The sequence below is a fragment of the Chryseobacterium sp. Leaf180 genome, from assembly GCF_001424585.1.
In the GTDB taxonomy this organism is placed as follows: domain Bacteria; phylum Bacteroidota; class Bacteroidia; order Flavobacteriales; family Weeksellaceae; genus Chryseobacterium.
Genome location: NZ_LMPJ01000009.1, coordinates 50,336 through 69,116, shown reverse-complemented (window position 1 = coordinate 69,116; position 18,781 = coordinate 50,336). Strand labels below are relative to the sequence as shown.

The following is an 18,781-nucleotide window of genomic DNA, read 5'->3' as shown; positions in this document are numbered from 1 at the left end:
TTTTTCCGGTCTTGTACCCAGGACCGGGATCGAACCGGTACTCCTAAGAACTGGTGTTTGAGACCGATTTTGAATAATTTTCAATTTATTAACTGCGTGATTTATAATTAGTTATATTTACTTATTGTCTATGTTTTGACAGGTTTTACGCTCTTTTTTACGCGTTTTATACACGGTAAATCGCCTTATTAATCGGCACTTTGGTACATATTGCCACTTCCGGTGAGCAGCCAATGAGCGGAAATATGATATTTTATTACCAATGCCGTAAGATGCTGTGGATTGAACTGTCTCCACGGTTCTGAGATGTTACGCTCCAGGTGACGGGATTCGATATTATTGTTTACGCAGAAGTTTTTAAAGTCCTTTTCTGTTCCTTTCGCAATGATTGTGAACACTGCTGCAAAAAACCTGCGTATGACCGGATAATCATCAGGAATATTCCCAGCGTTTATTTCGCGCTTTGTTGGTTTCATACCGTATTCCCGCGATGGGTGATTTCAAAAATGCGGTTGACATTCTGGACGAAATCTGGTGTAAGATTTAAGCCTTGTGCAAGCAAACGAAGATAAACAACTTCGTGCCTGTCTAATTCACCGCCAGTAAACGCCATATTCGCAGCGTGACAATAGATGATTTCTTTTTCATCCTCTGGAATGTAAGGAATATATTGCGCTAAAAATTTAGATTCGCCAAGACGATTCCATTCGGTTTGGACTACATAGAAAAGCTGATTAAAATCGACTCCAAGAAATTTAATATTTCGGAAATATACTCTTTTGATATAATCATTTTTATAGCCTTTTCTAACAATATCAGGTGTACAACCTGCTATACCGTACATAAGAGCGGTCCATGCTTCGTATTCCGAAATTGTTCGTTGTGTGATATTCATTTACCTGAATTTATTTTCTACTTTTTTGGTAAGGTCTTCCAATTTGACAATATCAGATTCTCGATCCATATATAATACCGCTGTGTCTTTTCTGATTGTTCCGTTTTTTAACTTTACGGAAATCTCAAAGTGATTTGCGTAGTAAATAGGTTGTACTTTGTCCAGTTCACTTAACCCTTTGTACATTTTCCCAATATTATCCTGGATACGATTTGCAGAATCTAAATATTTGCGAGCTGTCAGATCAGATTTTTTAATATTTTCTTTGTCAGAAGAGCCTAACGCATCATTGATTTTGTTTTCTAATTCGGAGTTATTGATGATTTCTTCAGCCTGTAAAGTATAGTTTTTAGCCTTAAAATTATAATCTGTCAAAACCATTAAGCCTAAATTTAATTCTGTTAATGAATCTTTTTTGAATAGCTTAACTGTATCAATCTTTTCAAAGTTTTTGTCTTTAGATAACTCAGTATAGAAAAACGTTTTTGCATTGGCTTCCGCTTTATCAATTGTTTTTTCCTTTTCTTTTTCACAGCTGACGAAATACGACAGCATCAGAATTGGCAGCAAGTAAAATACTTTCTTCATATTATCTGTTTCTGCGTTTTGTTTTACCGGGCGTTCGGTGCTCCACGACGTTGTAAAGAAAAGCTACTTCTTTCAGGTTCCAGACGAAATCCGGATTGGCGCCGTTTTCCTGATTGACCGAATGACAGGTAATGTCTCCAGTTTCCACATTATGGTCTGTAATCTCTTTCAAAGTTATCCCTTTCGAGCCATGAGCGATCACGAAATCATAATCTTTGTAATGTAGTTTGTACTGCCAGAGATCACGCTTTACTTCGCGGCAGATGACAATGTCACCTTTATAATAATCCGGCTCCATACTGTCACCATCAACCTCAAAAGCAAGGTAATTACCCTTGTATTCTTTGTCGGCTTCAATAAGAACCGTTGGTAAGTCGCTGAGAAATGTTTCAGAATAATAAGAATCAACGTAACCGGCCCGCGCCGGAATTGTCACAACTTTCACAGCAAGTGAATTTGTGTACGTTTTCGGCTTAATTCCGTATACTTTTTTTGTCTCAGAAAAATTATCTCCCTTATAATTATGTTCACCGTTCCAAATTGACTCAAAATTAAAACCATTTCCGCTGTACTGATCAGCAAAACGTTTTATAAATGATTTGGTTAAATATCTTACATCACCATTCACTGCACGAGAAAGATTCGTTTTTGAAATCACACCGGTATTAGAGATGTCTTCATTTTTCTCAATGATCTTAGCGGACTTCAGTTTTAAAATAGCATCATTGAATCTTTCTTTAATATCAATAATGTTTGTACTGTCTGATTCTTTCATGATAGAGTAATAAGCGGTTTAGCTTTAAATTTTCTTTTGCAATATTAAATAAATCTTTGATGTATCAATTATGTTTATACCCCAAAGGTGATAAATATCATAAATATTAGTACAAAAATGATATACCATAAAATTAATCTATCTCATTATCAATTAGTTGTATTTAAATACCAATAATATTGGTATAATTATTTGTTGGTATCAACATAGTTTGTATATTTGTGATAGCAATAATGAGTAATCAAAAATATATAAATAAATGGAATTATCAGCGGAGTTTAAAAAAAGAATAGGTCCGGATTTGAAAAAGTCTGAACTGTGTTTAGAATTAGGAATTGCGCGAATCACTTTGACACGCTGGATGAAAACTGATTTGCACAACTTCAGACATTTAGATGTGATTGAAAAAGTAACTAAGGTTTTAGACCTCACACAGGAAGAGATTTTCGCGAAAGAAAAGAAGGTGAGAAAAGCAAAAGTACAATCGTGATGATTCACCCATTCATTCAGCAGTCATTCTTATTCTGCATTAATGAAGCCGACAACCGGGAAACAGCTGAAACGATACTCACGGCCGCGAAAAAACTGAAAGCGCCGAACATCCGGGAAATTAAAAATTTATTCAACAGAAAATTCAGGAAATCATGAACACATTGGAGAGAGAATTAGAAGGTTTGAGACAGAAGCAGTATCGATTGGAGCGGAAGCAAAGAAAAGAGAATGAAGAAATCTGGAGCCGGATAAAATTGCTTGAAAAAATTAATACAAGCGCAGAGGAAAGCGGAGTGGATGCCGCGCAAAAACTTTCTCCAAATGTTCAGATTCTTGCCAATAAAGCCGCGCAGAGACGTGGATACGGAAAATAAAAAAGCCACTCAGTGGATTGAGCAGCTTAGGTATAACAAAAAATTAAAAACGCTTTTTATTATGAGAACAAATTTAATGCTTTTGAATCCGATCGAGCAAATAAAAACTCAAAATCTATCAATTCAGATTGATACTGATGAGAAGAGATATTTTGAAACGGATCTCACAATTTGTGAGGATGAAACTTTAAGCGTCGATGTATGCTTAGAACTGACACTGGAACATGATGCTTCATGGAATCAGACGGCAGTAAAAAAAATCAAAGCGCATATTCTGAACGCGTATGACAGCGAAGAATGTGAAGATGTAGAATTGAATGATCTGGAACGCCGACAGCTGGCAAGATATCTCGCTGAAAATCTAAACGTAAAAATCAACTGATATGAAAACAGCTTTAATAATCTCGCTTGTCTGCCTTCTTTTTATGATGACCTGCGAAGTAGTTGCCAACGCCGCGAAAGTAGACCATGATTACAGTAATGCCATTCTATACGGACTGCTGACCATTGGAAACCTGATCGCCCTGACTTATCATAGAGAATTAACCGAGCATTTAATCAAACCATCATGAATATAAGAATTGAAAACATTTCCGGAATCTGGTACTTCAACGCGAAGCGCATCGGTTATGATATGATCACACCGGCAGAGCTCTCGGCAGTAAATGAGTTCATTAAGGAAATCAAAGACTTAGAAAACCAAAAATCACGATATCATGGAAACAATTAAAGTAGGTGACACAATATACGACATCGCTGTTGATGCCATCAGCAAAGAAGCGGTAATGATGGAGCAGAAGGTTTTATGTGTGGGTGAGCTATCAGTTTTCGCATCCGGAAAATGCGCGACCTGGGGCAGTGTTTATGAATCATCATTTCGAAAAGCAAATAAAGATTCTTTCAACAGAGAACATTTCGTAAAGAATCCGACTACAACGTTTTTATGGACTGATAACAGGGAAAAGGCAGAGCGATATGTTTCTGAAATGAATAAGATTTTAAATATGATGCAGAAACTTCTAAAAGCTGGATAATGAGCCAAAATGTAAACTTATATAAAGCTGTTATCGCTGTAATGAAATCAGTGAAAGGCATAGATAAATCGCTCACAGTAGGTGCAGGTGCCTCTGCTTATAAAGGGGTTTCAGATAAAGATGTAAAAAATATTATCGGAAAAGCGATGGAAGATAATGGACTTGCTATTCTGCCGATCGGCGTAGAACCAAAAGTTACTGTTGACCGATGGGAAGAAACCACGCAATATGGAAACAATCCGCCACAAGTTAAAATGAAACAGTCAGTTTTTACAGAAGTAAAAACAAAATATCTGCTCATCCACGAATCCGGAGAAAGCATTGAAATTGAAGGTTATGGCCACGGTGTCGATTCACAGGATAAATCAGCTGGAAAAGCAACAACCTATGCACTGAAATACGCGCTTCTTTACACATTTATGGTTCCTACAGGAAAGATCGATGATGCGGATAATGACCATTCAGACGAAAAAGTGACACCACAAAAATCTACAGCAAACGTGGCGGAGAAAAAGTCAGAACCAGAATTAAAGATGCTGAAAGTTGGAACGAAAGCATGGGCTAGCCTGATTGAGAAAACCGGAAAAGGCGAAACCGTCACAAAAGAAGAACTGAAAAAATTCTTCGACATCAAAGAAGTTGAAAAAGATCTTGAATCCCTAAATATTTTCTAAAATGAGCCTCACAAAACAAAATATCGACTACAGCAATGCATCAATGATTCAGGAAGAATCAAATCCGAAATACGAACTTATCGGAAAGCTTTTACGCAGAGAATTAAGACTTTCTTACTCAAAATTAAAGCACCTGTCAAGTCCTATCAACTTTATTGATGCACTCCTCAACCCAAAACAAAGAAACAGCGGAATGACATTAGGTTCTATCGTGGACTGCCTGTTATTAACCGAGGATAAATTTGATGACAAATTTACAATTGTTGCCATCGCGCCAACCACAGATAAACAGCACGAATTTGTTAATCTGGTTTTGGATAAGATGAATCTTGAAACTTTTACTCATGAATTGTTTGCAGCAAAATTTAAAGAAGCAATTGCGGAAGGATTCTCGCGTGTAAAAACTGAGGGCTTGGAACATTATATCATTGCTTTGATTAAGGGGAAAGAAGTGATCTCACAGGATCATTATGATAGGGCAAAACGTATTGTAAACAATCTAAAAGAATCAGATGAAGTTTGCGATGAGTTGATGCTTGTTGAAGACTTTCAGAAGAAACTTGAATTTACTTACAAAGGCTGGAACTTCCTGTGTTTTCTAGACACTTTCCACAAAAACGGTTTTCACGATTTAAAATTTGCTTCTGATTGTCATCCTGATAAATTTGAGCGTGATCTTGTAAAATTTGGATATGATATTCAAATCGGTGTTTATGCAATAGGTTTTGAGATAGTGTACGGAAATTTTAATCCCAACGTAAAGCATATTGTTTTTGATGCCGTTGGAAATTACACAGTTTTAGAGATTGATTCTGCATACGTTAATTACTGCAAAAGAAAGGTAGATTTTCTAATTCACTGCCTTGAAAAAATGATCGCTGAAAAAGGCTTTAACAAATCATACAATTTTTTCAGATCACGTAATACTATTTATAAACCGAAATGGGCGCCAGGATTCGATATGGCAATTTTTGAAAACGATTACGATGAAGGCTATAGAGATCGAAACGAGGATTGAAAACGGAAACTTCCGCCAGAATAAAGATCTCATCAAAGAAGCCGTAAAGCAGTTTGAAGGCAAAGAAATAAAGCTTGTTTTTAAGCGCAAATACAAACAGCGTTCGAACAATGAAAACTCATTTTACTGGGGTGTCTGGATTCCCATTCTGCAAAGAGCAATTTCTGATTCATGGGGCGAACTTAAAAGCGCAGCAGAGATTCACGATATCTTAAAACTTAACTGCAATTATGAAGAGAAAATCAACGAGGACACGGGGCAGTTTATCCGCATTCCCCGATCAACAACTGGACTGAACACGTATGAGTGGGAGTTCGAGTTTAAGCAGAAAATACGACAGTTTGCACTTGATTTTTTAAACATCACACTCCCAGAGCCAGACGAACAATTAAAAATTGATCTATGACTATCGGCGAAACCAAAACCCTTAAAAAAGATAATAAATACAAAAATTTTCTATGGGGTAAAAAGGGCGACAGTGTAAAAATTATCAGCATCAGCGGCAATGCTGTAACATACGAAAATACAAAAGGGGATCGGTTTCCCTGCAACATTAAAGACTTAGAATAACATGACAAAAGTAATCAACATCAACGCAGATCAGCTGGAAAGATTGGCAGATTATGCAAACCAGGAAGAAAAACAGATTGAAATTAAATCTGCAGTTTTAAAAGATATGTCCTGCAATTATTCTTACGAGTTACTGCACGGCTTAACGAAAGGTGATGAGCTTACCCGAAAAGGCGTTCACATCGTACACGATGATATGTTTGAAGCATTTAAAATGCTTGATGTATTTCTTGCACATGTTGATGGTGCCTTTCATTGGTCTAATAACCAAACACCAATTCAGGAACTCGAAGAACATGAGGAGCTGGAAAATTATACTGTTTCTTCTTTCAAAATTACCGGTAGCGACGAAAATAAATCTGTGATTCTTTCAGGATCAAAAGAGGTAAGTGTGGGTACGATCACTTTCAGCACACCTAAACTTAAAATCGACAACAGTAATTATCTGTATGTGGAAGAATTGAAGGAACGATTAAAAATTGTTATTGAGCAGGTTGAAGCCTATATGGATGGTAAAACCGCTCCGCAATTTGAGCAGCTGGCAATGGATTTTGATGAAGATCAAAACGATGATGATTTTGATAACGCAAAAGTAGATTAAGATGTCAATAGCTGAAATCGTAAAAACTCACGAGCCTGATTTGTTTAACGTATCTGATAAACCAAAATTCACGCTAAGACCATATCAGAAGGAGGCGGTGGAAGCTGGTGTATCATTCTTTAACAGCAATTCAAAAAAGAATACGATTTTAATTCTTCCAACAGGAGCGGGAAAATCTGTGGTTATCGCAAATATTCTTGCTCCACTATCTGGAAAGACAATTATTCTGCAACCTTCAAAAGAAATCTTAGAACAGAATTTTGCAAAGTATATCAGCAGTGGATATAAAGCATCTGTGTACAGCGCATCAGCAGGGCAGAAAAAGGTTGATCGGATAACTTTCTGTACGATTGGAAGCATTATTAATAAAAAGCATCTTTTTGAAGGCGTTGAGCACATCATAATTGATGAATGTCATTTAGTGAACTCAAAAGGCGGAATGTATGATGATTTCATTTCATCTTTTCCAAATGCTAAAGTTTTAGGACTGACTGCCACACCTTACAGGTTATCAAATGACAGTTTCGGTGCGCAGCTTAAATTTTTAAACAGAACAAAACCCAAGATCTTCAGCGATATTCTTTACTACGTTCAAAACAATGAATTATTTGATAACGGGTATTTATCAAAACTCGAATATTTTTCCTTCAATGTGGTTGACAGATCGATGCTTCAGCTTAACAGTTCCGGTACCGATTATACCGAACAATCTTTAAGAAGATATTATAAAGTGATTGATATGCCTTCTATCATAGTAAAATATTCAGTCAGACTTTTAGCGAAGAAACCAAACCTTTTGATTTTCTGTTCGCTGATTGAGGAAGCTGAAAACGTGACCAGAAGAATTCCGGGAGCGGTTATCCTGACAGGTGCTACCAAAAAAGAAGATAGAGAAAGAATTCTCGCTCAATTCAAATCTGGAAAAATTAAATGTGTGGTGAATGTGGGCGTACTGACAACCGGTTTTGATTATCCTGAACTCGAATGTGTGCTAATTGCCAGAAGCACAATGTCTTTAGCGCTGTACTATCAAATTGTAGGCAGAGCAATGAGAATTTCTCCAAAGAAGGAAAATGCATGGATTGTTGATTTGGGTGGAAATGTAAGCTTCTTTGGAAAGATTGAAACAATGAAGATTGAGCAGACACCGACAGGATTATTCTTTATCAGTAATAACGGAAGGCAGTTAACAAACGTGCCATTTCAAAAATAAAATACAATGTCACAATTAGGATATACTTGGTACCCGCAGGATTGGTGGACAAGCGAAACATTTAAACGGCTAAAGCGATTCCCGATGGTACGTTATGCGATCAGAGAATTATTTGATCTCATGTACAAAGAAGGTAAGCCCGTTCTAATGAACCGCGAATATCTAATCGATGATTTTAACATCAATCTAAGCGATGAAGAATACAAAAAACTCATTGAGTTTATAGTTGTTGATTCTGATGGTAAATGGTGGATGGATTCAATCCGAAAGAGACTGACAAAATCTGAAGCTGCCCGGGAAAATGGAAAACTTGGAGGTAGACCTAAAATCGTTGAAAAGATAGACGATAAAAAGGATACTGAACTAAACCAAAAACCCAGCGAAAAAACCCAACAGGAAAACCTAAAAAACCCACCTTTAGAAATAGAAAGAGAAATAGAAAGTAAAAAAGAAAAAGAAATAAATACTATCGACTTTGCAAGTCTACTTTCTTTCATTTCCAAATCTACAGGCAGGAACTTCAAAACCATAAACGAAACGGTAAAGAAAAAATTCAAAGCCAGACTCCGCGAAGGTTATTCCAAAGACGATATCAGGTCCGCTGTCAAAAATGCGGTTAAAAACGATTATCATATCGAGAATAAATTCCAGTATCTCACACCTGAATTTTTCAGCAGAGCAGAAACTATCGACAAGTACAGCGGCATCAGCGTGCATGGAAAAGAAAAACCTGATAAATCTCAAAAACAAGTGGCTTTAGGGCCTTGGGCAGTATGAGTTTCGTAGAATTAGATGGTCGTATTCAGCGCAAAATGCGCGAGTTACGAGAGAAGGGAGAACTTTCACCTGTTAATTTTGGGTTTAAGTCTTGGAACCAATACAACGAAGGAAAGTATCTCATGGGTTCGCGAAAATGCACTTTGCTGCTGGGTGGGGAGCCGAACCACGGTAAATCCCAGGTAACAAACGAAATGGTGATGCAGATGATTGAAAAGCACAAATTCAAAGTTGCTTTGTTTACCACTGAAAGTGGAGATGTCGAAAAGGTTTTTACACAGTTCTGCGGACTTTACCAAGGGAAGCCATACACGAAAATAAAACCTGATGGCAGTGTAAACAGTTTTGCAATGAGCGATGATGAAGCTGATGAAGCCGAGTATTTTATGAGAAATCACCTGTTTATTTTCAAGCAGGACCGAAAGGATTCTAAGTATCAAACTCTCGAAAATATTTATCAGCAGCTGGCGAAGATGGAAGAGTTAATGGAGATAAAGTTTGACAGCCTGGTGATTGATCCGATTTACGATGTTGATGATTTTCAACCGAAAGCAGATGAAGTTCTAAGAGTTTTAAACCGAATTAACCTCGAAGCTGAAGAAAATAATCGTTTTGATATTATCGTGAACCACGTTTCTGAAACCTCAAAAACTGTGGATCAGAAAACAGGAAAGCGGAGAAAACTTTTAGCACTCGCAGATGAGTTCTACGGTGGTAAAAATAACAACCGGAAAGCGATGTTGCAGATTCTTGTTCACCGGCCTGAGCCTAACGATGGCAGTGATGGAAATCCTGTTGTAATGGAAAATCAGACCAATATCCACATCCTGAAAGTAAAACCTGAAGGCATCGCAAAATGGGGAGTTTATGACATTTACTACGACTGGAGAAGCCGTAGGTACTATGAAAATTATTTCGAGGATGGAAAGGATTTTTTCAGGTTTGCGGAATGTGTAAAATTCTATGATCGCAGACCAAACAGCAGCGATGTTGATGTAAAACAAATTAGAGTAACGCCGGATCAGGCTTTCCAAACACAATTAAAAATTGAACAAGATGACGAAGACGACTTTCCATTCTAAAGAAGTTGAAGCTTTTAAAAATTATTGTGAGGGATGGGATAGTAGAATCCACACCTACGACGATCGGGACACACAGCAAAACGTAAACGAAAGACTGTTTGATTCGGTTGGAAAACTTGAAAACTTTCTTTTGCAAAGCGATCAGAAAGCCATGACGAAAGCGCGAGGAACTTTGATGAAAGGAACAGATGAAGCAAACGAAAAGGAAGTTTTAGCCATGTTTGAAAATCAAAAGAGAGGTTGGTATAAACAGATGCGCGAAATCATTTACAATCTGAATTTTATTCAGTCGGTAAGCGTAGCGCTTTATGAATTGAAAAACCGGTACGCATCGGAATGTTTTAAACTTCGATCCGAAAATGCACAGCTGCGCGGTGAACTTGAAAAATACAAGCATAATGGCTAAGCAACTCCAGAAACCAATGCAGATCATAGAAAATCTGGCGAAGCAAAAAACTGAATGGCTGAAACCATTTCAGGAAATATACCAGAAGAACCGAGAAGAAAAGAAACTTAATTACAAAAAAGCGAAATGAAACTTAAAATATTAGGAATTCCCCAGCCAAAACAATCTGCGAGGTTTGGAATACGAAAAGGAAAAAACGGTGCCGCCTTCCTGCAAAAATACCAATCTAAAGAAGTGGTGCAGAATGAAAGAAACATCGCCTACGATGCAAAAGCGCAGCTTCCGCCAGATTTTATACCCTTCAGCACGGCAATAAGAGTAAAGGCATTATTTGTATTTCCTACGCTGAAAGGATTTACCAAAGCAAAACTGAACGCGATTTCAACAGGATGTATCGTCTACAAAACCACAAAGCCGGATCTGACAGACAATCTGATGAAGGGCACAATTGATGCGCTGAACGGAATTGTTTTCACCGATGATGCTGTGATCGCGAAAGTAGAAAGTGAGAAAATATATGGTCTGGTACCGAGAATTGAATTAGAATTTGAAGAGTTATGAAATACGAAGAATTTATAAAATCGAAAGTAATCATTTCTGAAGATTACGGATTTGAACCGAACTGGATTCCGGAGATTGCAAAAGATCATCAGAGGGATATCTGCAGCTGGACTTTAAGAGGTGGGAGACGTGCAATATTCGCTTCTTTCGGAAATCATTATGAGTACTCTGATAATTACAATGATTTCGGTCACAACATCGATAATGAAGGATTTTTTAATCAAATGGATTATTTAGTACCGAACTTATTCCGGATGTTGATTCCCGGTCGAATTGCTGCAGTTCATGTGAAAGACAGAATCCGTTATTCTTACCAAAACGGAACTTCATTCACTTCAATGGATGATTTCAGCGGCGATACCGTGAGATCGTTTAAAAAACATGGATTTCATCTGATTGGTAAAATCACTATCACAACTGATGTGGTTAGGGAAAATAACCAAACTTACAGACTTGGTCATTCAGAAAAATGTAAAGACGGTTCTAAGATGGGGGTTGGCATGCCGGAATATGTTCTGCTATTCAGAAAAGCACCTACAAATGCCGATAACGCTTATTCAGATCTTCCGATTTTCAAGGAAAAAGAGGAATATCCGGTTGAAAGATGGCAATTAGATGCGCATGCTTATTGGAGAAGCTCCGGAGATCATTACTTAGATATCGATGAATTGAAAGATAAGGATCTGAAAGAAGTTTGGAAAATCTGGAAGCAATACAATGATGAAGGTCTTTACACTTTTGAAAATCATTTAAGATTATCTACCGAGCTGGAGAAAAAAGGAAAGATCTCGCGTGAGTACATGACCATTCCACCTCACTCAAATAATGATTTTGTATGGACCGATGTAAACAGAATGAATACCTTGAATGCACGCCAGGTTTCCAACAAAAAGGAAAAGCATATTTGCCCGCTTCAAATCGATATTGTTGACCGGTTAATCGAATTATTTTCAATGAAAGGTGAAACGGTTTATGAGCCATTCGGTGGATTGATGACAGTTCCTACCAGATCTCTGAAGTTAGGGCGTAAAGCGAAAGCTGTAGAACTGAATTCTGAATATTACAAAGACGGATTATTCTATGTTCGTTCGATGCATGAAAAATTAAATATGCCGACACTCTTCGACTTCTTAGAACAGAAAGCAGTATGATCACCGAAAACGACAGCTGGGTAGAGATCACAGATCAAAGCCAGCGATATCCTGACTGCGATGTATGGATATGTAACCTGAAAGCGAATAAAGCGGTGTTCTACCATTACGCATTTGACAAGATCCCGAACCGATACACTCATTTGAAAATTGCTGTGAAACCAAAAGCACCTGAAGTTTTTTTAATTAAATAAACATCCAATAGATGTTTTATAAACAAATTTCGTATATTTGTTTCTACAGTTTTCATGTGATATTTTATGTTATGGTTATCCCGACTGGCAGATTGTCGGTCGGGTTTTTTAAATTTTCCAGATGTACCAACCCACTATAAAAGATACGCTTAGCACAAATATAGAATCTTTCCCAGGCGAGATATGGTCAGATATTCCCGGATATAAAGACCGATACATGATCTCCAATTATTCGAGAGTGAAATCGATCATCTACGAGAGATCCGGAAAGGTAAATATCATCAAAAAGAGTTACTCATCGGGAAAATACAAAGTCACGCTTATCTGCAAACGCGGAAAGAGAAAGAATCCATTATGCGGAAGGCTCTGCGCAACGGTTTTCCTGCGACCACCTGAAGAGAATGAAGTAGTTAGATATCTCGATGGAAACTGCCGTTTTGATGTCGTATCAAATCTTCGGTGGACTTCAAAAAAAGACAGCACAAAGGAAGCATTTGCAAACAGAAGATTTCCCGCCAATCATGGAACCGGAGATCTCAATGGAATGGCAAAGCTGTCACCGTCTAAAGTTCTTGAAATAAGAAAAAGCTTCGGTGAAGGAATAAAGCAGAAAGATCTTGCCAGTCAGTATGGCGTAGCACAGGTTTCCATTCAGAAAATAGTGAGCGGTAAGACTTGGAAGAATATTAATTGAGAGGCTTGAATAATAGAGGATATGAAATCTCAAATCAAACATATAATTTGCTATTCTGGTGGTCACTCGTCAGCAATCGTTGCTATTGAAGCGGTGCGCAGATATGGCAATGAAAACGTTGTTTTGGTTAATCATAACATTAATCCCAGATACGAAAATGCAGACATTAAAAGGTTTAAAAGAGAGGTTGCTGATTATTTAGGTTTAGAAATTACGTTTGCTAATATCAAAGGTATTCAAGATGAAAATTTAATTCCGAACCAATTTGAAGTTTGTGAGGAAGCGGGAACTTTTGTTAATCCATATGGTCGCCAGATTATTTGCACAAGCCGATTAAAAACAGAGCCTTTTTACGAATATTTAGAGACGCTTGAAAAGGAATTTATCTGCGTTTATTATGGCTTTGATGCAGAAGAATTAGACCGAGTTGATCGAAGAAAAACAATTCTTAATGACAGCGGAATAGCTTCTGATTACCCACTTGCTTTATGGGGTAATGGAAGATTTGAAGCCCTTTTAAATTATTTACAAAAATCTGGTGCGAAAAATCCTAAAAAGATTGCGCAAATAGAAAATTATACTGACCTCAATTCTTGGGAGCGTACGATAGTTTCAACAAAAGAAATCGGAATTGAGCCGCCAAATACATACACGGTATGGAAACATGCGAATTGCATTGGATGGTTGAAGGCTGGAAAACAACATTGGTACTGCGTTTATGTTCATGATTACGAAACCTTTCAACGTGGAATACAATCAGAAGAAACAATAGGTTATTCAATCCACAAGGAAGGCTTTCTGAATGATTGGGAAAGTGATTTCAGCAAAATGAAAATGGCAGGAATTCCCGCAAATGAACATATCCCTGCTCATATTTTCTGGAAGTCAGCAAAACGATTTACAAAAATGGATATTGAGGATTTATTCCCTTGTCAATGTTTCACTTAATAACTAATTCCCGATGAAGAAATACGGCTTACTCCCCAACGGCAAAAAGAATTTGAAACCTAAATTTATTAAACCTAAAAATAAAAGACGATGATAGTATATAAAGTTTGTAAAAAAGAAGAATGTGACAACAAGCGTTACGAAGCGAATATTAAAGGAGGCAAAAAAATGTTTTGTTGTGAAAAAGGATTTAAAAAATCATTAGATCAATTTACATCAAGTTTTAAAAAATAATATTTTGAGTTTAGAAGAAATAAAATCCAATTGGACAAAGACAGATGATGCTATCTACGGAGATAACGAATACGAAATAAAATTAAAGTCGTTGGAAGCAGCGAAAACTAAAGTAATAGCGAAAGACAGTAAATAAAAAGTAATGGCTTACTCACCAGAAGAAATAGAAAAGAAGTTTGATTCCATTCTCGATGCAATTGAGGAAGGAAAATCATTACGTAAAACATTGAAGGAAATAGGGCCATCTTCGAAAACTTTCTATGAATGGTTAGATGCTGATGCAGAGAAAATAAAACGATACGCGCGCGCGTGTGAAGACCGTGCAGAAGCCTTACTTGATGAAATGCTTGATATTGTCGATGATACATCGTGCGATTACGTAGGAATGGATATCGGCGAAGGAGAAGCATCTGAAATTGTTTTAGATAAAAAACCTAATTACGAATTAATTCAGCGCAGCCGATTAAGATATGATGCCCGAAAGTGGCTAGTATCCAAACTTAATCCTAAAAAATACGGCGATAAACTCGATGTTACTACGGATGGCCAGAAGCTTAATAATACTTCCATTCCTTTGGTGATGCCAGATGGCAAAACCTATGAAGACTTAAAAAATGAACTCAAACCTGAAGAAGAAGAGTAAATACGGTGTGACATGGGTTTTTGTCAGACATGACCGTTTCGCATCGTTAAGAATACGCCTATTTGATTCAAGTGGGCGTGTTTTCATTGATGACGGTGATTCGGCTCTTGCAACAGAAGTTTTGATTAAAATTCCTGAAAAGAAATATACTGCCGGAACTGGCAAAACAAAAATTCTTCCCTACGAATGTGATCTGTTCTATGCTTACTGCAATGATGAAGACTACGGAGCTTTCCCACGTTACAAATACATCTTTCACGAAGGTACTTCCCGAAGTTCAAAATCTTGGAGTTTAGAAGAATGGTGTTTGCGGGAATGTGAGACAAAGCCAAATCTTCACATAAATATCTGGAGAGATACGCGTGAAGCTTTGACCGCTTCAATCTGGAACGACTTCCGGAAACTGATTCCATTATCCGGCAGGAATATCAAACTCGCAAAGAATACCGCACCAATACATTTCTCCAACGGCTCAATCATTTCTCCTAAAGGAGCCGATCAGACAAACGCTCACGGAACCAGTCAGGATATTGCATGGCTAAATGAACCGTATAACATCAGCGAGGATGAATTTGACCAGATCGACCAGAGAGCAAACCAGATCATTGTCGATGTAAACCCGCTCGGCATACGCTGGGCGGAGAAAGTAAAGAAAAACCCGCGCTGCAAAATTATCTATTCCACTTTCAAAGAAAATCCATTCTGTCCACCAGAGCAGAAAAGAAAGATCCTTGGTTACGAACCGTGGGAATCTGGAAGCTATGAAGTAATAGACGGTGTGATTATGTACAAAGGTAAACCTGTAACCGAAAAGCATCAGCCACCTGTACATAAATCCAATCAGGAAAACGGAACGATCAATGTTTTTAAATGGATTACCTATGGATTAGGATTAAAAGCAGAAAACCCGCGCAAAATACATCACAATTTCAAACCGTGCAGCTTAGAAACATACGACAGAATCAGCGGTCGCGAATATCAGGGTCTCGATTATGGTTCTGCCAGACCTTCAGCATTTCTAAAAGTTAAATTTGACGGTGACCGTACTTTCTACGTCAAACCTTGTTTATATCAGCCGATGAATGACATGACCGCACCGCTCGGTGAAGTCCTGATCTCTAAAGGCTGTATTGTGGGAGCTGTAACCTATTTGTGGGCAGATTCTGCCGACAAGGAAGCCGGAAGTAATATATCGATGACCAACGATCTGCGAACACTTTACAACATCAATGCAATACCAACATCAAAACCAACCTACAAAGCAAGGTTTGAATTCATGAGTAATGCACGGTTTTGTTTTGTCTCTGATCTTCCGGAGAACTCGGAAGGCGTATCGCTAAGCAGTCAGTTTGAATTTGAACTTGATAACTATCAGTGGGAATATATCAACGATAAATCTACCGAAAAGCCGATCAAAAAGAATGATCACTTTATGAACGCTCTTGAATATTGTGTGTGGGGAATCAAAGAATATTTAGGTTTAAGTTTCTAAAATCACCTATAATCAACAAGACCAGAAAATAAGTGAATTAGTTTTGAACACAAACTATTTGTGTGGGAATTCTTACTAAGATCGATAATGCTTTTTCTGCTGCTAAAACCGCCTATAAAAGTGGAAGCAGCGTTGCATATGAACGTCTTGAAGACGGCACCCACGCTTATACGTTCCTTGATAATGTACATGGTCCGCTTTCATTATTAGGCATCGGCGATACTTACGCCAGACCTAAAGAGAATCTCAAATACTACTACGCAAATACTTTATTTCTCCAGGACTGTATTAACCTGTACGCTGATTTCGCTTCGCAGGTGCAAATCATGGAAGTAGACGAAAAGGGTAATGAGATAGAAGATTCTGATTTTATCAAATTGCTGAATAATCCGAACCCTTTCCAGAGCCGTACAGAGTTTATAAAGGAAATGACGATCAACTGCCTTGCTTCCGGTGTAGTATATCAGCACGGTAATTTCTTTAAAAACGGCAATCTTAGAGTAAATCCACTGCTGTATAATCTGGAATTTACAAACCTTTCTTTTCCGGCTATCAAAAACAAATACAGCCTTTCAAGAAAAGATATTAAGGAATTAAAGATCAAAGAATATCTCGCTGATAATAAACACAGAAACATCGAATTCGGTGATCTTGCTTTTTTCTATGATACAATACCAAATGCCGGATGGGGAGAAAAAGGTTACAGCGAATCTACGTTCTTTAAGCCGATGGCCAGAATTTTTTCAATCATTAAATCTGTGAACACAGTGCTGAATGCACAGTCTTCAATGGAACACATGACTGGGAATAACGTTAATAAAGTTTTATCGAAAAAACAGCCTTTAGCCGGAGCGGTTGCACCACTGAGCGGAGATCAGAAAAATGATACAGAGTATAAATTAAACGGTCACGGTCGCTACGGAATGAAATCTGGTAAAGTCGGTGATATTGTCGTGACCACTGAACCTTTAGATCTTCATGATCTTACCCGCGATAATAAGAAAATGCAGATGATCGAGATGAAAGAATCTGCAAAGGAAGATATTAGAAACTGCTATTTAATTCCAAAAGATTTTTTCGGCGATTCTACCTACGAAAATAAACAGTTCAGCGAAGCACGGCTGATTCTCGGTGGTGTAAAAAGTATTACTGATAACTGGCTCAACTCACTTGAGAACAAAGCAGAATCTTATTTCCTTTCTCGCAGAACAAAACTTGTTGGCAGATACGATCACATACCATCTGTAGCCGAAACGAAAAAGAAGTTGGAAAACGAAGGATTTTTGATGAGAGCCGGAGCCTTGGAGAAAGCGATCACAGTTTTCAATCAAATGATTTTAATCAAACCACAACTAACCTGGGAAGAGTTCATCAGAGTAAATCAGTTTAATGACCATTTAATGATTAAAGCATGAAAAATATAGTAAAAGACATTGAGAAGATTCTGAAAGAAGATGACAACATCGATCCGCGATTGAAAGCTGACCTACAGAAAAAGAAAGAAATTATTTCCAAAGATAAAACCGTACGAAAATGATCACGTTAAAAGAATTTCCAGATAAAACCTTTAGCACTTCAGAAGAAGCGTTTAAAGAATTGATTTTAAATAAGAAATTCATTATTGAAAAAAAGAAGTCAGCAATCAAATACGCTGATGCTGTTCAATATTTCGGTACGGTTGAAAATGAAAATAAAGAAGTTGTAAAAGCTGATACAATTATAGACTTATCAAGTTATAGTAAAATTAAAGTTGTAGCTGTTTCTAATGCATGTTTTTATTTTGATTCTCATAATGATGTTTCAATATCTGAAAGCTGGAATAGAACAGCTAAAAATACTAAGGATGGACTCCACCTACAGGAGCATCAAATGAGGTTTGACAAGTTAATTTCAGATGATGTTTTCTTTACTGTAGAGAAAAAGACATGGAAAGAACTGGGATTTGATTACGAAGGATCAACCAATTGTTTGGTAATGCATTCGAATGTAGAAAAAGAAACTAATCCTTTCATGTTTGGTAAATATATCAAAGGAAAAGTAAGAAACCATTCATCCGGACTTAGGTATGTATCAATTGAAATGGCTGTTAATAGCGAAGCTGATTGGGCAAAAGAAGAAAAAGAAATCTGGGATAAGTATTACCCGGATATTGTCAATAAAGATGATGTAGATAACTATGGTTATTTCTTCGCAGTAATTGAGCAGAAGATTATAGAAAACAGTGCGGTATTAAAAGGGAGCAATCCCGCCACGCCAACAATATCAGTTGAACCCGTCGCCGACACTTCAACGAAAGCGGACCCGGTGGAAGCCACTCCGAAAAGTGAACAAACAAAGAAATTATTAAACCCAAACTTTTACTAAA

General features: G+C 37.4%; 32 protein-coding genes. 28 read left to right on the top strand and 4 right to left on the bottom strand.

Annotated features, from left to right (window positions below; all coding sequences use genetic code 11):
- Window positions 1-188: 188 nt before the first annotated feature.
- Genes ASG01_RS09430 through ASG01_RS09415 form a run of 4 tightly spaced genes read right to left on the bottom strand, consistent with a single transcriptional unit; the run spans window position 189 to window position 2,258 of the window.
- Entirely contained in the window at window positions 189-476 is a 288-nt protein-coding gene (locus ASG01_RS09430) for a hypothetical protein (RefSeq protein WP_055863075.1), read from the bottom strand.
- On the bottom strand, window positions 473-895 hold the full coding sequence (locus ASG01_RS09425) for a hypothetical protein (RefSeq protein WP_055863073.1): 423 nt from the start codon (window positions 893-895) through the stop codon (window positions 473-475). Before ASG01_RS09425 ends, ASG01_RS09430 begins: the two co-directional genes overlap by 4 nt.
- Complete coding sequence (locus ASG01_RS09420) at window positions 896-1,483, bottom strand: hypothetical protein (protein ID WP_131725357.1); 588 nt, start codon at window positions 1,481-1,483, stop codon at window positions 896-898.
- A 1-nt stretch (window position 1,484) separates the two neighbouring features.
- On the bottom strand, window positions 1,485-2,258 hold the full coding sequence (locus ASG01_RS09415) for a S24 family peptidase (protein WP_055863070.1): 774 nt from the start codon (window positions 2,256-2,258) through the stop codon (window positions 1,485-1,487).
- Between the two features lie 259 nt (window positions 2,259-2,517).
- On the opposite strand from ASG01_RS09415, the gene ASG01_RS09410 reads away from it, so the two are divergent.
- The 28 genes from ASG01_RS09410 to ASG01_RS09305 all read left to right on the top strand — a co-directional run bounded on the left by ASG01_RS09410 (window position 2,518) and on the right by ASG01_RS09305 (window position 18,780).
- Window positions 2,518-2,748 (top strand): hypothetical protein, encoded by a 231-nt coding sequence (locus ASG01_RS09410; RefSeq protein WP_055863068.1) that lies wholly within the window; start codon window positions 2,518-2,520, stop codon window positions 2,746-2,748.
- Window positions 2,748-2,906: a hypothetical protein gene (locus tag ASG01_RS16000; protein ID WP_157844190.1), complete on the top strand. Its 159-nt coding sequence runs from the start codon at window positions 2,748-2,750 to the stop codon at window positions 2,904-2,906. The genes ASG01_RS09410 and ASG01_RS16000 overlap by 1 nt, the downstream gene beginning before the upstream one ends.
- A complete protein-coding gene (locus ASG01_RS09405) occupies window positions 2,903-3,124 on the top strand; it encodes a hypothetical protein (RefSeq protein WP_055863066.1) in 222 nt (73 codons plus the stop codon). Before ASG01_RS16000 ends, ASG01_RS09405 begins: the two co-directional genes overlap by 4 nt.
- A 61-nt stretch (window positions 3,125-3,185) precedes the next feature.
- Window positions 3,186-3,506 carry a hypothetical protein gene (locus ASG01_RS09400; RefSeq protein WP_131725356.1) on the top strand — a complete coding sequence of 107 codons (321 nt, stop codon included), beginning with the start codon at window positions 3,186-3,188 and terminating at the stop codon, window positions 3,504-3,506.
- A 1-nt stretch (window position 3,507) separates the two neighbouring features.
- Window positions 3,508-3,696, top strand: a complete 189-nt coding sequence (locus ASG01_RS09395) for a hypothetical protein (protein WP_055863061.1) — start codon at window positions 3,508-3,510, stop codon at window positions 3,694-3,696.
- On the top strand, window positions 3,693-3,854 hold the full coding sequence (locus ASG01_RS15995; RefSeq protein WP_157844189.1) for a hypothetical protein: 162 nt from the start codon (window positions 3,693-3,695) through the stop codon (window positions 3,852-3,854). The genes ASG01_RS09395 and ASG01_RS15995 overlap by 4 nt, the downstream gene beginning before the upstream one ends.
- Entirely contained in the window at window positions 3,841-4,158 is a 318-nt protein-coding gene (locus ASG01_RS09390; RefSeq protein ID WP_055863059.1) for a hypothetical protein, read from the top strand. Before ASG01_RS15995 ends, ASG01_RS09390 begins: the two co-directional genes overlap by 14 nt.
- Complete coding sequence (locus tag ASG01_RS09385; protein ID WP_055863056.1) at window positions 4,158-4,832, top strand: ERF family protein; 675 nt, start codon at window positions 4,158-4,160, stop codon at window positions 4,830-4,832. The genes ASG01_RS09390 and ASG01_RS09385 overlap by 1 nt, the downstream gene beginning before the upstream one ends.
- 1 nt (window position 4,833) lies before the next feature.
- Entirely contained in the window at window positions 4,834-5,850 is a 1,017-nt protein-coding gene (locus ASG01_RS09380; protein ID WP_055863054.1) for a PD-(D/E)XK nuclease-like domain-containing protein, read from the top strand.
- Window positions 5,819-6,256 (top strand): hypothetical protein, encoded by a 438-nt coding sequence (locus tag ASG01_RS09375; protein ID WP_055863052.1) that lies wholly within the window; start codon window positions 5,819-5,821, stop codon window positions 6,254-6,256. Before ASG01_RS09380 ends, ASG01_RS09375 begins: the two co-directional genes overlap by 32 nt.
- Window positions 6,253-6,420 (top strand): hypothetical protein, encoded by a 168-nt coding sequence (locus ASG01_RS15990; protein ID WP_157844188.1) that lies wholly within the window; start codon window positions 6,253-6,255, stop codon window positions 6,418-6,420. The genes ASG01_RS09375 and ASG01_RS15990 overlap by 4 nt, the downstream gene beginning before the upstream one ends.
- A gap of 1 nt (window position 6,421) precedes the next feature.
- Complete coding sequence (locus ASG01_RS09370; RefSeq protein WP_055863050.1) at window positions 6,422-7,021, top strand: hypothetical protein; 600 nt, start codon at window positions 6,422-6,424, stop codon at window positions 7,019-7,021.
- Window position 7,022: 1 nt separating this feature from the next.
- A complete protein-coding gene (locus ASG01_RS09365; RefSeq protein WP_082498339.1) occupies window positions 7,023-8,234 on the top strand; it encodes a DEAD/DEAH box helicase in 1,212 nt (403 codons plus the stop codon).
- Between the two features lie 6 nt (window positions 8,235-8,240).
- Window positions 8,241-9,011 carry a conserved phage C-terminal domain-containing protein gene (locus tag ASG01_RS09360; protein WP_238584535.1) on the top strand — a complete coding sequence of 257 codons (771 nt, stop codon included), beginning with the start codon at window positions 8,241-8,243 and terminating at the stop codon, window positions 9,009-9,011.
- A gap of 35 nt (window positions 9,012-9,046) precedes the next feature.
- Entirely contained in the window at window positions 9,047-10,093 is a 1,047-nt protein-coding gene (locus ASG01_RS09355; protein WP_238584534.1) for a hypothetical protein, read from the top strand.
- Window positions 10,068-10,499 (top strand): hypothetical protein, encoded by a 432-nt coding sequence (locus ASG01_RS09350; protein WP_055863044.1) that lies wholly within the window; start codon window positions 10,068-10,070, stop codon window positions 10,497-10,499. The genes ASG01_RS09355 and ASG01_RS09350 overlap by 26 nt, the downstream gene beginning before the upstream one ends.
- Entirely contained in the window at window positions 10,492-10,629 is a 138-nt protein-coding gene (locus ASG01_RS15985) for a hypothetical protein (RefSeq protein ID WP_157844187.1), read from the top strand. The genes ASG01_RS09350 and ASG01_RS15985 overlap by 8 nt, the downstream gene beginning before the upstream one ends.
- Entirely contained in the window at window positions 10,626-11,060 is a 435-nt protein-coding gene (locus ASG01_RS09345; protein WP_055863043.1) for a RusA family crossover junction endodeoxyribonuclease, read from the top strand. Before ASG01_RS15985 ends, ASG01_RS09345 begins: the two co-directional genes overlap by 4 nt.
- Window positions 11,057-12,211 (top strand): DNA methyltransferase, encoded by a 1,155-nt coding sequence (locus ASG01_RS09340; RefSeq protein ID WP_055863041.1) that lies wholly within the window; start codon window positions 11,057-11,059, stop codon window positions 12,209-12,211. The genes ASG01_RS09345 and ASG01_RS09340 overlap by 4 nt, the downstream gene beginning before the upstream one ends.
- Window positions 12,208-12,405, top strand: a complete 198-nt coding sequence (locus ASG01_RS09335; RefSeq protein ID WP_055863039.1) for a hypothetical protein — start codon at window positions 12,208-12,210, stop codon at window positions 12,403-12,405. Before ASG01_RS09340 ends, ASG01_RS09335 begins: the two co-directional genes overlap by 4 nt.
- Before the next feature lie 121 nt (window positions 12,406-12,526).
- Complete coding sequence (locus tag ASG01_RS09330; RefSeq protein WP_055863037.1) at window positions 12,527-13,099, top strand: NUMOD4 domain-containing protein; 573 nt, start codon at window positions 12,527-12,529, stop codon at window positions 13,097-13,099.
- Between the two features lie 21 nt (window positions 13,100-13,120).
- Window positions 13,121-14,047: a hypothetical protein gene (locus tag ASG01_RS09325; protein ID WP_055863035.1), complete on the top strand. Its 927-nt coding sequence runs from the start codon at window positions 13,121-13,123 to the stop codon at window positions 14,045-14,047.
- 90 nt (window positions 14,048-14,137) lie between these two features.
- Window positions 14,138-14,281 (top strand): hypothetical protein, encoded by a 144-nt coding sequence (locus tag ASG01_RS16210; protein WP_238584533.1) that lies wholly within the window; start codon window positions 14,138-14,140, stop codon window positions 14,279-14,281.
- 142 nt (window positions 14,282-14,423) lie between these two features.
- Entirely contained in the window at window positions 14,424-14,924 is a 501-nt protein-coding gene (locus tag ASG01_RS09320; RefSeq protein ID WP_055863034.1) for a hypothetical protein, read from the top strand.
- Window positions 14,896-16,416, top strand: a complete 1,521-nt coding sequence (locus tag ASG01_RS09315) for a phage terminase large subunit (protein WP_055863032.1) — start codon at window positions 14,896-14,898, stop codon at window positions 16,414-16,416. The genes ASG01_RS09320 and ASG01_RS09315 overlap by 29 nt, the downstream gene beginning before the upstream one ends.
- A 62-nt stretch (window positions 16,417-16,478) precedes the next feature.
- The gene (locus tag ASG01_RS09310; protein WP_055863030.1) at window positions 16,479-17,831 is read left to right on the top strand and encodes a phage portal protein; all 1,353 of its coding nucleotides are present in this window, start codon (window positions 16,479-16,481) and stop codon (window positions 17,829-17,831) included.
- A complete protein-coding gene (locus ASG01_RS16305; protein ID WP_262483865.1) occupies window positions 17,828-17,953 on the top strand; it encodes a hypothetical protein in 126 nt (41 codons plus the stop codon). The genes ASG01_RS09310 and ASG01_RS16305 overlap by 4 nt, the downstream gene beginning before the upstream one ends.
- Window positions 17,950-18,780: a hypothetical protein gene (locus tag ASG01_RS09305; protein ID WP_055863028.1), complete on the top strand. Its 831-nt coding sequence runs from the start codon at window positions 17,950-17,952 to the stop codon at window positions 18,778-18,780. The genes ASG01_RS16305 and ASG01_RS09305 overlap by 4 nt, the downstream gene beginning before the upstream one ends.
- Window position 18,781: the final 1 nt, after the last annotated feature.